Origin of the sequence: Flavobacterium ranwuense (genome assembly GCF_004349315.1) — a bacterium.
Classification (GTDB): domain Bacteria; phylum Bacteroidota; class Bacteroidia; order Flavobacteriales; family Flavobacteriaceae; genus Flavobacterium; species Flavobacterium ranwuense.
Window position 1 is genome coordinate 293,923 of sequence record NZ_SMLH01000001.1, and the last position, 16,252, is coordinate 310,174.

The following is a 16,252-nucleotide window of genomic DNA, read 5'->3' on the forward strand; positions in this document are numbered from 1 at the left end:
GAATCATTTTTATAAGAAAGTCTTTAACAAGCACTGCTGTTTTTTCATCATTCCTTTAATTTATCCGAAACAAATAAAATCAGAAAATTAACATAACACACCCCAAATAAGCATCTTAACAGCAAACGCATTGTTAATTCACTTTATACCAAGAATATATTTCTTTACCTTTATATAAATAATTATGCCATGAGAAAATATGTTTTATCCATAGCAGTTATATTATTTGGCTTTTCGCTTGTCACTGTTTACCACAACAGAAATGAAAATCTGACGGCTAAGATGTTTGCTTTTGCCCTGTACGTCCTTCAGAAATCTACTATCGATAAATCCCTTGACAGCGTTGATGTTGTTCGTTTTTTCAAAAAATATCCCAATTTAAAAAAATACCAGTCGGATGTTACTGCTTTGTACAAAAAACGAAACTACGACGCTATTTGGTATGATGACAAAGGACTTATTGAGTTTGCCAATTTATTATACACCAAAGTAAATCTGCTAGAAGAGGAAGGCTTAAAGTATAACTTATCGTATAAAGATAAAATTGACGGAATTTTTAACGAGAAATCCGCAGATGATTTATCCAATACCGATACCGAACTCATGCTGTCCTCGATGTATGTTTTTTATGCTAAAAAAGTATTTCAGGGAATTGACACGGAGAAAACCAAGGAAATGGGATGGTTTTTGCCAAGGAAGAATCTCTCTTATCAAGACCTACTAGACTCTTTATTAGTTGATCCTAAAACATTAAGCGGTAATAAAAATCTGTTATTTGGACAATATTACAAACTGCGCGATGTTTTAAAAAAATACCGTCAGATAGAGAAAAATGGCAATTGGAATCCCATAGCAATAGATTCTTTGGAAGCAGAATACAAACCAAACGACAGTACAAAAACCATTGGTCAAATAAGACAACGTCTAGCCGTCACCGGAGATTTAAAACAGGATTCCAAAAGCAATCGGTACGATGAAGAATTAATGGCCGGCATATTGAATTATAAAAAAAGACATGGTTATAAAGCGGATTATCTCATTGCATCAAAGCACATTCAACGCATGAACATCCCAATTGAAAAATACATCAAAAGCATTATAGTAAACATGGAACGTTGCCGGTGGATTGCCCCAGAATTAGCAAAATCCGATGAACATATCATTATAAACATTCCATCTTACAAACTTTTTTATAAAAAAGATGGTATAAATATATTAGAATCGAAAGTGCTTGTGGGTAAAAACATGACCAAAACGGTTGTTCTTAGCAGCAACATAACCAAAATAGTATTCAGTCCTTATTGGAACATTCCTAAAAGCATCATTGAAAATGAATTAAAGGACTTAATGACTTTGAACGAAGACTATATGACAACCAATAATATAGAATGGTACAATGGGAATGCCAGACAAAAACCCGGTCCCAGAAACTCCTTGGGACTGGTTAAGTTTGTCTTCCCAAACTCTGATGATATTTATTTACACGATACCCCGTCTAAAGATTTATTTCAATACGAGTACCGAGCCTATAGCCACGGTTGCATCAATATGAACAAGGCCAAAGAACTGGCGTTGTTGATTTTAAAAGACGATCCGGATTGGCCAGTAGAACGTATCAATGAGGCCATGAAAGGCGAGGTCGAAACAACTTGCATATTGAAAAAGAAAATTCCGATTCATATTGGTTATTTCACCACTTGGGTAAACGATTCGGGAGAAATTAATTTTTATAACGACATCTACATCAGGGACGAACGCTTAGCCGAACTATTATTCTCTGATGATTCCAAATAAATTTATTGTTTGGACTGTAGCTTTTTTATCATCCTATTTTACTCCCATTCAAATACACATCATAATTCACTTTTACTTTGTACAAAGCGTCAATCACTGTGTTGTTTTAAAGTTTATCTATAAGGAAAATAAATCCAAAAAAGAGAACAATAACCTACCTCGTGTTAGGTAAAACAGTGAAAAAAATTACCTAAAAAACTATATAAATCAGTAAAACCAATGGTTTAAGTCCCTTAATTAAAATTATTTTAGTTTTAAGTGTTTAATAATCAATTTATTATAAATACGTCGCTTTTTTTTAATTACATTTATATTCTAAAATCCAACTTATGAAATCAAAACCATACCCAATTAAAACACAGCTCGTGTTGGTATCTTCCATTTTATTGTTAGGTGCTTTTAACACTTCTGAAAAACCAGACCAACTCCTTTCTGGAATTAATAAGGAAAACATGGACACATCTGCAAAACCAGGTGATAATTTTGATGCCTATGCCAACGGAACTTGGATAAAAAAAACTAAGATACCAGATGATAAAGCCTCTTATGGTGCTGGATATATGGTTTATGAAAAATCACAAGAAGACGTAAAAGCCATTATCGAAGCTTCTTCCAAAGGTAATTTTGTAGCCGGTTCCGATGAACAAAAAATTGGGGACTTTTATGAAGCCTTCATGGATACTAAAACGAGGGATCAAAAAGGAATTACACCATTACTTCCGGAATACAATAAAATTGACGCTATTACCAACTATACTGATCTGGCTGCTTATTTTGGATATGCCAATAAATCCGGAAGCAACATTCCTTTTTCCGTTTCGGTAATGGAAGATTTAAAAAACCCAACCCAATACATGCTTATTTCTTGGCAAGGTGGTTTAGGATTACCCGATAGAGAATATTACTCCCTTGAAGATGCTAAATCTAAAGAAATACAAAAAAAATATGTAATCCATATCGAGAAGATGCTACAACTTGGCGGAATAGCCAATGCACCTGATTTATCCAAAAAAATCATGGCATTAGAAACTGCTTTGGCTGCCCAACACATGAAAAAAGAACAAACTCGCGACATAGTAAAACTGTACAACAAATATGCTATTAAAGATTTGAACCAACTCATGCCTGATTTTAATTGGGCCTCCATGCTAAAAAATGCTGGAATCCTCAACCAACAAAATATCGTCATTGCACAAGTTGACTATATCAAATCGCTCAACACTCTCATAAGAACAACACCTTTAAACACTTGGAAAGCCTATTTGAAATGGAGTACCATTCATGGAGCGGCAAGATCATTGAACACCGCTTTAGATAATGAAAACTTTGACTTCTATAGCAAAACACTTAACGGAGTACAAGTACAACAACCGTTATGGAGAAGAGGTGTTGACAGAGTAAACAATAACCTTGGTGAAATCGTGGGAAAGGTCTATGTAAAAAAACACTTCTCTCCTGAAGCCAAAGAACAAGTGACACTTTTAGTCAAAAACCTTCTCAAAGCCTATGGGGAAAGCATAAAAAATTTGGAGTGGATGAGTCCAGAAACCCAAAAACAAGCTTTGGACAAACTCTCTAAATTCACTCCAAAAATTGGTTATCCTGACAAATGGAGAGATTATTCTACCTTGAAAGTCGTTAAAGGTGACTTGTATGGAAACCAACAAAAAGCCACCGCTTTTGAATACAACAGACAAATTAATAAATTAGGGAAACCTGTTGACAGAACCGAATGGGGAATGACTCCACAAACCGTAAACGCATATTATAATCCTCCACTTAATGAAATCGTATTTCCTGCAGCAATACTACAGCCGCCTTTCTTTGATGTAAAAGTGGAAGGCGCAGCAAACTATGGCGGAATTGGCGCGGTAATTGGGCACGAAATAGGCCATGGTTTTGATGACCAAGGAAGCACCTTTGATGGTGACGGAGTACTGCGCAACTGGTGGACACCTGAAGATTTAACTGCTTTTAAACAAAAAACAGGCGCATTAATCGCACAATACAACATGTTCAAAGTATTTCCTGACCTCAATGTTAATGGGGAATTTACCCAAGGGGAAAATATAGGGGATTTAGGAGGATTATCCATTGCTCTAAAAGCCTATAAAATGAGTCTCGAAGGAAAAGAATCTCCCGTTTTAGAAGGTTTCACTGGGGAACAACGCGTGTTACTAAGCTGGGGACAATGTTGGCTGAATAAGTCTCGTGACGAAGCTTTGCGAAATCAAATCGCTACCGATCCGCATTCGCCAGCAAAATTCAGAATTAATGGTGTAGTGCGCAATATTCCTGAATTTTATACCGCTTTCAACATAAAACCTACCGATTCATTGTACCTGGCCCCAGAGAAAAGAGTCAAAATCTGGTAATGATTAGAATTTATATTTTATAAAGAATCTCTGCTAAAAAAGCAGAGGTTTTTTTATGCAAAAAAAATAATGTCTGCAGGGCAAGTTAAATAAATCTATTGTTTGGACTGTAGCTTTTTTATCATTACATCTTCCATCGAAGCTTTAACTTTTATGACTTCATTCGAGTTCTCATTTGGAATCGTCATGGACAAAACGTAGTGTTTTATTTTCCACTCCTTACCTGTTTTTACCAAAACACCTGAACCACGGCAAATCTTCATTTGAGTGTTCAACAATTCATCAAACCAAGCTGTTTTACCCGTTTTATCAAAATAAATATGACGTTCCAATGCGGTAAAATTCCATGCTTTCCCTTTGTCGAAATGTGGTTTTGAATACGCTTGAAAAGCCGCTTTATTCCAATTCTCGGTTGCATCTGTACCAATGAAAACCGCGTCATCCGTCATCAAATTAAAATAGGCATTATAGTTAGCTTCCGCCGCCGCTTTATGCCACGTATCAAGCACTGAATTTATTTTTTCTTTTTCTTTATTAATGTCTTGATCTGCTGAGATAAAGGATGAAAACAGTAAAATACTTAAAAAAAATAGCACTATTTTTTTCATAATTTTTGGATTTTTAGAAATTGATTGGACAATAAAAATTGATTTAAAAACAAAATAAAAAATTTAAATAATTAATTTACAGATATTTAACCTCTATTAAAGATTGAATTTTACTCTAAAAGTAAAGATACTGTTTTAACCTTGAAAAATACAGCCTGTTCAGAACTGGTAGCACAATACTCGATTTTGCGTATTTTTGTAATGCCTTAAATGAATTCTTTTACGCATTAAAATTCGACCTATGAGAAAGTTATGCTCCCCAATACTAATTATTGCTTTTACAATACTGTTGACGATCATTTCCTGTAAAAAGAAAAATAATCCCGATTCCGCTAAGAAGCAAACGAGTTTAAATACCATCGAAATTGCTTTTGACAGCACCCAGATTAACACTTTTTTTGAAAAGTATCCAAAACTGAAAAGCTACCAAGCTGATGTAGAAAAATTATATCGCAAGCATCAATTTCATTACATCTGGTTTGACAAAGATGGACTCAATGAATTTGCGGGTGTATTATACAACAAAGTGAATAATTTGAGTCAGGAAGGAATTGAAACCGTGATTCCATACAAGGAAAAATTAGATGATATTTATGATAATCCGGACGACAAGCAAAAAGCAAGTATTGAAACCGAGTTATTGAGTTCTTCACTGTATTTTTTTTACACAGAAAAAGTATATGATGGCATCAGTACTCAAAAAACCAAAGAACTGGAATGGTTTTTACCTCGAAAAAGACAATCGTATGTCAATTATTTAGATTCGTTGTTAATCAATCCTTCATTAATCAACAAAGATGAAAAAGGTGTATTGAAGCAATATTACCTGCTTAAAGATGTCTTGCAGGAATACCGAAAAATAGAAAAAAAGGGCGGATGGAAAACCATCGCTATTGACACAACGGTCAAATGGTATAAGCCCGGAGACAGTGCTGCTACAATTGCACAAATCAGAACCCGTCTATTTATCACTGATGATATTTCCCGGGATTCCAAAAGCGCTGTGTATGATACCGAATTAGCGAAAGGAATTTTGAAATTTAAAAAGAGAAGTGGCAATACCCTAAACAAAACAATTCTGCCGGAACATATCAAGTATATGAATGTGTCCGTTGCGGACCGTATCAAAACCATTATGGTCAACATGGAACGTTGTCGATGGATTTCGAATGATATTACCAAATCCAAAGAATTAATTGTGGTGAATATTCCCGCGTATGAATTAACCTTTTTAAGAGATGGAAAACCAGAATTACGCTCTAAAGTTGTTGTGGGAAAAGCCATGAACAAAACAGTGATTTTTAGTGCTCCCATGAAATATATCGTGTTCAGACCGTATTGGAATGTTCCAAAGAGTATTTTAAATAAAGAAATACTTCCTGAGATTGAAAAGAACCCAAATTACTTGGCGGAACACAACATGGAATGGAAAGATGATTATGTAAGACAAAGACCCGGACCTGAAAATTCATTGGGATTAGTGAAGTTTTTATTCCCTAATTCGAATGCGATTTATTTGCACGATACGCCATCCAAAAGTTTATTTGGTAAAGAAGACCGCGCTTTTAGCCACGGATGCATTCGAGTGGCCAAGCCAAAAGAACTTGCCGCCATGATTATGAAGAACGATAAAAAATGGAATCCTGAAAAGATAGCATCCGCCATGAACAGCGGAGAAGAATATTGGTACACGCTTAAAAACAAAATCCCGGTGTACATTGGCTATTTCACCGCTTGGGTAGATAACGAAGGAGTAATTCATTTCTATGAAGATGTCTATAAAAGGGATGAAGTATTGGCAACGCTACTGTTTGACAAATAAAGTACAACCTCTTTTTCCGAAGAATAACAAATAAAAAAAGGACACTATCTTTAAAGATAGTGTCCTTTTTTTCAATTGATGTTTGCCAAAAGGCAACTATTTAATACGCTTTCTGTTTTTCGAAAGCAGTGTCCAACACTTTTTTTATTTTGTCCAATGCTCCGTGAAATGCTTTCTCCGTAGTATCCGCATAATTCGTAACCGCTACTGGCTGCATATTTACTGGTCGGGCTTCAATAAGACATCGTTTGTCATTGACTCCTGACTTATCACTGTTTTCGTCTCCAAGATGCACTTCTAATCGGGTCACTTTATCTTCAAAACGCGCTAAAGCGGTTCCTAATTCATCCGAAATATACGATTTTAAACGTGCGTGTCCTTCTACATTGTTGTCTGTGTTGATTTGTACTGTCATGTTTTTATTAATTTAATGTTGTCTTTCAAATTTACCGATTGTAGTACAAAAAATCGAATCAATTAATAAAACATTGTGAAAATAAAGGAGAACAGAAGCGGATTTGAAGGAGAAGCTAACTAAATATTGACTAGGAAAGATGTCTTCTTTCAAAACTTTGAATTAATTGTAGAAATTAAAACCGTATAAATTAAACGCTACCCTCAAGAAGTTTAAACATTGTAAACGGATTTTATTACGAGTTTATGGTTTTGTCGGGCAAACACAATAAAAAAAGCCTGTAATACTTGACAAACAAGCAATTACAGACTTTTTAAGTACCCGGAGCCGGAGTCGAACCGGCACGGTTTCCCACAGGTGTTTGAGACCAGCGCGTCTACCAATTCCGCCATCCGGGCTTAGCAGACATGAAATAACAACAGTTATTTCAACGCAATAAAAGATGTGATTGTGTTTAAATCAACCATCAATTCCTTTAACACGGTGCAAATGTAAAGAATATTTTTAGAAAACATTAAAAAAATATTTAATTTTTCCTTCTACGCTTAAATAGATTTTACCCTTACAAAGACAAAATAAATTAACTTCCTACAAAACAATAAATTAAACCAGTTAGCGATGGAATATCGTTTTTATACTCCCATGCTTATAATAGGCATTATAAATAATATAGAATAATTTATCGATCATAAATTAATAATTTGTTAGTCACAAATATCAACTTTATTCCAAAAAAACATAAATTAATTCACAAATAAAATGTGTTTTCGAAATTCTTAAACTCTCACTAGACAATCTAATTAAAACCCAGCGACACACAAGAAACTATTATTTAGATAAATCCTCGAATTAAAACAGCGGCAACTCGGAGCCGTTTTTCACAAACAATTCCATTTTATTAGACCTAAGAGGCATCAATTCTGAAAATACTTAAATTTTTCCTTTCAGAGTTGAATAAATTTTATAAATTTGCACCTCGTTAAAACGAAACACACAACTAACTACAAAACAACAAATTAAATGTCACACCTAGAACCAGAAGCTAAAATTTTTGCTTGTTCAAAAAGTGAATATCTTGCAGAGAAAATTGCAAAAGAATACGGAATTCCGTTAGGAAAAGTTACCATGTCTACCTATAGCGATGGTGAATTTCAACCTTCCTACGAAGAGTCTATCAGGGGTTTACGGGTTTTTATTGTTTGCTCGACTTTTCCAACTGCTGATAATTTAATGGAATTGTTATTGATGATTGATGCTGCAAAACGTGCTTCGGCAAGACACATTACCGCAGTAATACCTTACTTTGGTTGGGCAAGACAAGACAGAAAAGACAAGCCAAGAGTTCCGATAGGGGCTAAATTAGTTGCCAATTTATTGGATGCAGCAGGCGCAACAAGAGTAATGACAATGGATTTACATGCTGATCAAATCCAAGGATTCTTTGAAAAACCGGTAGATCATCTTTTTGCTTCGACCATCTTTTTACCTTATGTAAAAAGTTTAGGTTTAGATAATTTGACGATTGCTTCGCCAGATATGGGTGGTTCTAAAAGAGCCTACGCCTATTCTAAATTTTTAGAATCGGATGTGGTTATCTGTTACAAACAGAGAAAAGCAGCAAATGTGATTGACACCATGGAATTAATTGGTGAGGTTAAAGGCAGAAATGTAATCTTAGTAGATGACATGATTGATACCGGAGGCACTTTGGCGAAAGCCGCAGATTTAATGATAGAAAAAGGAGCATTGAGCGTAAGAGCGATTTGTACCCACGCTATTTTATCTGGCGATGCTTACGAAAAGATAGAGAATTCTAAATTATTAGAGTTAATAGTTACCGATTCTATTCCATTGAAGAAAGAATCAAACAAAATAAGAGTGTTGAGTTGTGCGCCTCTTTTTGCTGAAGTTATGCACATGGTGCACCACAACAATTCCATTAGTGGAAAGTTTATAATGTAATTCATTCGTCATAAAGTCAAATGTCTTAAAGTTATAAATTCATGCTGATAGCCAAAAGCTAGAAGCCAAACAAGTAATATTATTTAATAACTATATTTTTTTTACAATGAAATCGATTACAATTAAAGGATCAGAAAGAGAAAGCGTGGGTAAAGTAGCAACTAAAGCCCTACGTAATGCTGGATTGGTTCCTTGCGTATTATACGGAGGAAATCAGGCAGTTCATTTCTCAGCAGAAGTTATGGCTTTCAAAAACTTGGTTTACACTCCAAACGCTCACACAGTTGAGATCGATCTTGGAAAAGGAAAATCATTTAACGCTATTTTACAAGACATCCAGGTTCACCCGGTGTCTGACAAGATTTTACATATTGACTTCTTTCAATTATTTGATGACAAAGAAATCACTATGGAAGTTCCTGTAAAAATCGTTGGTAACTCTAAAGGAGTTATGGCTGGTGGAGATTTACGTTTGAACACTCGTAAATTAAGAGTAAAAGCATTACCGAAAAATCTTCCAGATTTTATCGAAGCTGACATTACTCCACTTGATATGGGTAACAAATTATACGTTACTAAAGTGGCTTCCCCAGACTACAAAATCATGCACCCAGACAATACAGTTATTTGTCAAGTGAAGATTTCTCGTGCGGCTATGAAAGCGGCTCAAGAAGCAGCAAAAGCAGCAAAAGCTCCTGCAAAAGGAAAGAAAAAATAATATTTTTTCAATCATTCAAAAAAAGCATCAGTTGTGAGACTGGTGCTTTTTTTTGCTTTGAAGCGAGAAAACTGGCATTTCTATAAACAATCTTCCCGCTGTATGTTACAATCTTTTTTTCGGGAAAAACCTCAAAAAAGGATTTTCACTCCCATCGGGGCTATAAAGCCATTACTTTTTCTCTTTTGTGACTACTCTAAAAATTCAACAATCTAATAGACCAATACTCTAATTAGTTTACTTTTGCAGTATGATAAAATGGATATCAAATTTATTCTCATCAACAAAAACAGAGACCAATACGGATTGTATGAAACCGGAGGTTCACGAACACCAAAAAAACAATATAGAAAGCGTGAGTAATAAATTCTTAATAGTAGGGCTCGGTAACATTGGCGCCGAATATGTAAACACAAGACACAACATCGGATTTAAAATAGTGGATTTTTTGGCCCGAAAAGAAGGAGTCAACTTTGAAACCGTAAAACTGGGTGCACTGGCCGAATATAAATTCAAGGGAAGAACTTTTCTGCTTTTGAAACCCAACACCTATATGAATTTGAGCGGAAAAGCAGTGCAATATTGGATGACGGCAGCAAATATCCCTTTGGAAAATATTTTGGTGATTACCGATGATTTGAATCTTTCTTTTGGAACCATTCGCATCAGACAAAAAGGAAGCGATGGCGGGCACAACGGATTAAAAAACATCAACCTTGTACTGAATACGCAGAACTACGCCCGATTCCGTTTTGGGATCAGTGATGAATTCAAAAAAGGGAAACAAGTTGACTATGTACTTGGAGACTGGGATGATACTGAAAAACTGGCACTTCCGGAACGATTAGAACTATCCTCAGAGATTATAAAATCATTTGGAACCGCAGGTTTAGAAAACACCATGACCGCATTTAATGGAAAATAAAATCGCAACATTCGTAACCGTTACTAAATGGGTTTTGAAATCACTTGCATTAGACGATAATAATAATTAATTTTATACCTATTAATTGGCACAAAAATCGACACATTACATCAGGGTTTTTAGATAAAAGCAACAAACTTATAACATGAAAAAAATTACTTTAATTTTCTTACTATTCCTTTTTTTTTCAGTCAATTGTTCGTTTGCTCAAGTAAACAATACAACTGAGGTTACACTTTTTGGTAAAAAGAAAATCATTAAAGAAGGTTCCCTCATTCGATGTGCGACTACAGAATACGAAGAATATTTGAAGTCCAAAAATCCAAATAGACTATCTACAACCGAATTTGAACAATGGATAGCCCCAAAAATTATAATTGAAAAAGAAAAAAGAAGAAACACCTCTAAAGTATTAAAACAAAATGCAGTCATCACAATTCCTGTTGTAGTTCATGTCATCCATAATGGCGATATTATAGGAACTAATGAAAATATATTTGACCAACAAGTAATCTCTCAAATACAGGTACTAAACGAGGATTTCAGAAAAAAAGCAGGAACTCCGGGTTTTAATACCAATCCTGTAGGAGCCGATGTTGAAATTGAATTCGCTCTGGCAAAACGCGATCCATCCGGAATTTTATCAAATGGAATAGACCGAGTAGACTTAGGACAACAAAGTTGGTCAACTGATGAAATTAATAGCTTTGTTAAGCCCCGAACTCAATGGAATCCTGAAAAATATCTTAATATTTGGGTCGTTAAATTCACGGAAAACGATCTTTTAGGTTATGCTCAATTTCCAAGCACATCCGGCTTGCCAGGAATAAATGCGGATGAAGGCCCCGCTAATACTGATGGTGTAGTCATTGGTTATTCCTTTTTTGGTTCATCAAGCTACTTCCCCGGAGGGACATACGTGACAGATTACGACAAGGGGAGAACAACTTCACATGAAATGGGACATTGGCTTGGGCTAAGACATATCTGGGGAGACGGAGGATGTGATGTAGATGATTTTTGCGCGGACACCCCAAATTCAGGGCAAGAAAATCAAGGATGTCCGACAGGAGTTGATTCCTGCCCGTTATCTCCAGGGCTTGACATGATTGAGAATTACATGGATTATACGAATGACGCTTGCATGAATATATTTACAGCAGATCAAAAAACGCGTATGATAACCGTTATGAACAATTCCATAAGAAGAGTTTCATTAAAAACTTCTGATGCGCTTGTTCCTGGAGTAACCTTCGCCAATGATGCCATGACTATGATTCTGAATCTAAATATTAACTGCAGTAAAAACTTCTCACCGGTTATAAAAATCATAAATAAAGGGACCTCACCTTTGACACAAGCATCTATACAGTATGGCATTGATAATCAAAATTTACAAACTTACAATTGGACTGGCAACCTAGCCAATAATGAATCACAAGACATTACTTTAAATAGCTTAACTACAACGGAAGGAAACCATAATTTTAACAGCACTATAATCAGTACAAATGGAACAACGGATCAAAACGCCTCTAATAATAGTAGTACAATTAATTTTGACATTTCAAACAGTTTAAACTACTCGTCTAATACCGTAAACTTTTCACTACAACTAGATCACTATGGCACAGAAACTACTTGGAAACTAACAAACACTGCAGGAAACATATTATATGATGGAGGGCCTTATACTGATACCGGTAATGAAACTGGACCACTACCAGCCCTAATAAACACCAGTTTTAACCTCCCAAATAATGATTGCTACACTTTTACAATATTTGACAGTCAAGGCGACGGTATTTGTTGTGATTATGGAGACGGGTTTTACACCTTAAAAACACCCACGGATCAAGTTATTGTTTCTAGCGGAGCTTTTGAAGGAGCCGAATCAACTAAATTTAGCATCAATTCACTATCAACCAATGAGGTTAAAAACTTAAATTCGATTTATCTCTATCCAAATCCTACTTCTAATATATTGAATATAGTTGTTGAAAATAAATTAGAAGCTCCAGAAGCTTACACTATTGTTAACAGCTTAGGTCAAATAATAAAATCTAAAAAAATAGAATCAGAGGAAGATCTTCATGTAAACGTTTCAAATTTAACACAAGGTATTTATTTTTTAAAATTATCGAGAAATCAATCCGAAACAAATACAATTCGATTTATTAAAAAATAAAAAATCATAAAATGAACTAAAAAAGGATTGAAGTTTTCAATCCTTTTTTAGTTATATCGATTGGATACCTTAAATTTGCGCTATCATAAAACACTTGCTTTGAATATTTTTCATTCTATAAACGATTTCAGCTCCACAAAAAAAACGATTCTAACATTAGGCACTTTTGACGGGGTACATATTGGGCATAAAAAAATACTGAAAAAAATAACCCAAAATACTGAAAACGAGAAATACGAAAGTTTAGTTCTTACTTTTTTTCCGCACCCCAGAATGGTGCTTCAAGAACATTCTGACATAAAACTACTCAATACTATAGATGAAAAAATAGATTTGCTCGAAAAAATCGGCATTGAAAATCTTGTCATCCACCCTTTTGACGAAGCTTTTTCAAGACTAACTGCTGAAGAGTTTGTAAGTACCATTCTTGTTGATCGATTCCATATCCAAAAAATAATCATTGGTCATGATCATCGATTTGGAAGAAACCGAACGGCAAACATCGACGATCTTATCGCTTACGGAAAAGAATATGGCTTTGAAGTAGAACAAATATCGGTTCAGGAAATTAATGACATTTCGGTGAGTTCTACCAAAATCAGAAACGCGCTATTAGAAGGAGATATGGCTTTGGCCAATGGTTATTTAGGATACGATTATTTCCTAACTGGAAGCATTGTCAAAGGAAAACAATTAGGAAGGACCATCGGTTTTCCAACGGCCAACTTAAAAATCGAAGAAAACTACAAATTGATTCCGCAAAACGGAGTTTATATTGTAAAAAGCATAATTGATGGACAAACCGTTTTTGGAATGATGAACATTGGATTCAATCCTACTGTTGACGGGCAAAAACAGACTATTGAAATTCATTATTTTGATTTTAATACTGATTTATACAATCAAAAAATCAGTGTTTCAATACTGCAGAGGATTCGTTCAGAACAAAAATTTGAATCTGTGGACCTCCTAAAAGAACAACTTGAGAAAGACAAAAAAACGGCACTCGCCTACTTGAATAAATTTTAATTCTGAATCAAAATCTTTTATATTTTTCATAAAACATTGCTATTTTTTCTGTAAATTTGATTGTAATATACCTTTTTTCTCATAAAGAGGTAATTTTTAAATTTTAAAACTGGCCGTATGAAACTACCGAAAGAATTATTAAACGGATTTATTATTTTCATTGGAATTGGACTTTATTTCTTATTAATGGAGGCTTTAGGTCTTGCCGATTTATATTATTTACGTCTGCTTAACGTATTGTTTGTGTTTTATGGAACCCAAAAAACTTTAAAATCAAATTTTGCCGAAGGTAAAATCATCTTGGTTTCTAATGCTGTTTCAGCATTGATCACATCACTCACAGGAATATTCTTAAGCACCATTGGACTGATAATATATAGCTTTTCAAAAGGAGGTGATGCCTATGTAGGCTCATTGTCTAAAACCTTTTTATTTGGCGGAGACCCATCCGTGATGACCTATTCCATTTCCATATTATTTGAAGGAATCGTATCGGCCGTAATTGTTACATTCATGCTAATGTTATATTGGGATACACGCTATGTTTCAGACAAACATCAAAATTGATCGAATCCATTTTACTTATAAGACCTTTCAAGAAGAAATGATTTATTCTGTTAGAACAGAACATAGAACAACTATTTTATCGAAAATACCCTCAAAATTATGTATCGAAAAACGATAAATGAGATAATTAAAAAGTAATAGATTTCAAAAAAGAATATTGTTTTTCACTTCAAACATCTATTCTATTGCTTAATGAAACTTGTTTTTTAATTTTTAAAAACGAATCGTATGAAACTACCGAAAGAACTATTTTCATCGGAATTGGACTGTATTTTTTACTAATAAATGCACTTGGTTTCGCTGATTTATTTTATTTACGCCTTTTGAATGTATTCTTTATTTTTTATGGCGTCAACAGAGCAATTCAAATGAATATCAATGAAGGTAAAAAAACCTTGTTGACAATGCTATTTCAGCAATGATTTCTTCACTAATTGGGGCGTTTTAACCATCATAGGATTAGCGACTTACAGCTACTTGAACGGAGGGGATCCCTATGTAATATCCTTGCCAAAGACTTTTTTATTTGGTGGAAGTCTTTAGGTAAATACCTACTTCGCTGCTTACTTTTTGAAGGAATCGCCTCTTCGGTAATTGTTACCATGTTACTGATGTTATATTGGAACAACCGTCATATAACTGATTAACTTAGCTATTGCATTGCTTCTTTAGAACAATTTAACTACTTTTGATCCATCAAAAAATCGCATCGATGAGTATTACGAAACACAATTGGACGAAAGACGAAATTATCGCAATATATAATAAACCTATGATGGATTTGCTTTTTGAAGCGGCTTCTATACATAGAGAACACCATGATCCAAACGTGGTTCAGGTTTCAACCCTATTGTCTATAAAAACTGGCGGATGTCCTGAGGATTGTGGCTATTGTCCACAAGCAGCCCGTTACCATACTGAAATTGAAGGCAATGATTTAATGTCAGTAAGCCAAGTAAAAGCACAAGCTTTGCGTGCAAAATCAAGCGGATCCTCTCGTGTATGTATGGGAGCAGCTTGGAGAAACGTAAAAGATGGCCCTGAATTTGATCAAGTACTTGAAATGGTTCGTACCATCAACAAATTGGATATGGAAGTGTGCTGCACCCTTGGAATGATTACTGAAAACCAAGCACACCGATTGGCAGAAGCAGGTTTATACGCATACAACCACAATTTAGATACTTCAGAAGAATATTATAAAGAAGTGATTTCAACCCGCGGATTTGAAGACCGTTTGCAGACCATAGAGAATGTTCGTAAAACGAATGTTACGGTTTGTAGCGGAGGAATAATTGGGATGGGAGAAAGCATCGAAGACAGAGCGGGAATGCTTGTAGCTCTTTCTACATTGAACCCACAACCAGAATCTGTGCCAATAAATGCATTGGTAGCAGTTGAAGGAACTCCGATGGAAGAAGAAAAACCGGTAGAAATCTGGGAAATGATTCGAATGGTAGCCACTACCAGAATCATCATGCCAGAAACTCAAGTACGTTTATCGGCCGGAAGAATGAATATGAGCCGTGAAGGTCAAGCTATGTGTTTCTTTGCAGGCGCCAATTCTATTTTTGCTGGAGATAAATTACTTACTACGCCAAATCCTGATGTAAATGAAGACATGAAAATGTTCGAAATGTTAGGTCTAAATCCACAAAAACCATTTACAAAGGTTTCTCAGCCACTAACCGTTGAAGCTGAAGATTCTCAATTTGCACCATTAGGTGAAAAACCAAAATGGTCAAGACCAGGGCATACCATTGATAGGAATCTTGAAGCATCCGGATCCCGTAAAGAGAAATAGACAATTTAAATTATAAAAAAACACCATCTGTTTATCTCAGATGGT

General features: G+C 35.0%; 12 protein-coding genes and 1 tRNA gene. 10 read left to right on the forward strand and 3 right to left on the reverse strand.

Annotated elements, in window-relative coordinates; genetic code table 11:
* The first annotated feature begins 189 nt into the window (after positions 1-189).
* Together E0I61_RS01250 and E0I61_RS01255 are read left to right on the forward strand one after the other, a co-directional pair.
* Complete coding sequence (locus E0I61_RS01250; RefSeq protein WP_132068875.1) at positions 190-1,794, forward strand: L,D-transpeptidase family protein; 1,605 nt, start codon at positions 190-192, stop codon at positions 1,792-1,794.
* A gap of 329 nt (positions 1,795-2,123) precedes the next feature.
* On the forward strand, positions 2,124-4,169 hold the full coding sequence (locus E0I61_RS01255) for a M13 family metallopeptidase (RefSeq protein ID WP_132068876.1): 2,046 nt from the start codon (positions 2,124-2,126) through the stop codon (positions 4,167-4,169).
* A gap of 95 nt (positions 4,170-4,264) precedes the next feature.
* Here E0I61_RS01255 and E0I61_RS01260 read toward each other — a convergent pair whose 3' ends face one another.
* A complete protein-coding gene (locus tag E0I61_RS01260; protein ID WP_131991101.1) occupies positions 4,265-4,777 on the reverse strand; it encodes a nuclear transport factor 2 family protein in 513 nt (170 codons plus the stop codon).
* Positions 4,778-5,018: 241 nt separating this feature from the next.
* Between E0I61_RS01260 and E0I61_RS01265 the strand changes: the two genes are divergently transcribed.
* The gene (locus E0I61_RS01265) at positions 5,019-6,599 is read left to right on the forward strand and encodes a L,D-transpeptidase family protein (RefSeq protein ID WP_131991099.1); all 1,581 of its coding nucleotides are present in this window, start codon (positions 5,019-5,021) and stop codon (positions 6,597-6,599) included.
* Positions 6,600-6,699: 100 nt separating this feature from the next.
* On the opposite strand, the gene E0I61_RS01270 is transcribed toward E0I61_RS01265, so the two are convergent.
* A complete protein-coding gene (locus E0I61_RS01270; protein ID WP_132068878.1) occupies positions 6,700-7,014 on the reverse strand; it encodes an HPF/RaiA family ribosome-associated protein in 315 nt (104 codons plus the stop codon).
* A 318-nt stretch (positions 7,015-7,332) separates the two neighbouring features.
* A tRNA-Leu gene (locus tag E0I61_RS01275) sits at positions 7,333-7,412 on the reverse strand.
* A 622-nt stretch (positions 7,413-8,034) separates the two neighbouring features.
* Here E0I61_RS01275 and E0I61_RS01280 point away from each other — a divergent pair.
* The 7 genes from E0I61_RS01280 to bioB all read left to right on the forward strand — a co-directional run bounded on the left by E0I61_RS01280 (position 8,035) and on the right by bioB (position 16,207).
* On the forward strand, positions 8,035-8,976 hold the full coding sequence (locus tag E0I61_RS01280; protein WP_131991095.1) for a ribose-phosphate pyrophosphokinase: 942 nt from the start codon (positions 8,035-8,037) through the stop codon (positions 8,974-8,976).
* 106 nt (positions 8,977-9,082) lie between these two features.
* On the forward strand, positions 9,083-9,694 hold the full coding sequence (locus tag E0I61_RS01285) for a 50S ribosomal protein L25/general stress protein Ctc (protein ID WP_131991093.1): 612 nt from the start codon (positions 9,083-9,085) through the stop codon (positions 9,692-9,694).
* Positions 9,695-9,944: 250 nt separating this feature from the next.
* Positions 9,945-10,619 (forward strand): aminoacyl-tRNA hydrolase, encoded by a 675-nt coding sequence (pth, locus tag E0I61_RS01290; protein WP_132068880.1) that lies wholly within the window; start codon positions 9,945-9,947, stop codon positions 10,617-10,619.
* 145 nt (positions 10,620-10,764) lie between these two features.
* A complete protein-coding gene (locus E0I61_RS01295) occupies positions 10,765-12,807 on the forward strand; it encodes a M43 family zinc metalloprotease (RefSeq protein ID WP_132068882.1) in 2,043 nt (680 codons plus the stop codon).
* A gap of 99 nt (positions 12,808-12,906) precedes the next feature.
* A complete protein-coding gene (locus E0I61_RS01300; protein WP_132068884.1) occupies positions 12,907-13,836 on the forward strand; it encodes a bifunctional riboflavin kinase/FAD synthetase in 930 nt (309 codons plus the stop codon).
* A 117-nt stretch (positions 13,837-13,953) separates the two neighbouring features.
* Positions 13,954-14,403 carry a hypothetical protein gene (locus tag E0I61_RS01305; RefSeq protein WP_131991085.1) on the forward strand — a complete coding sequence of 150 codons (450 nt, stop codon included), beginning with the start codon at positions 13,954-13,956 and terminating at the stop codon, positions 14,401-14,403.
* A 712-nt stretch (positions 14,404-15,115) separates the two neighbouring features.
* Positions 15,116-16,207, forward strand: coding sequence for a biotin synthase BioB (gene bioB / locus E0I61_RS01315; protein WP_132068886.1), 1,092 nt, complete (start codon positions 15,116-15,118; stop codon positions 16,205-16,207).
* Positions 16,208-16,252: the final 45 nt, after the last annotated feature.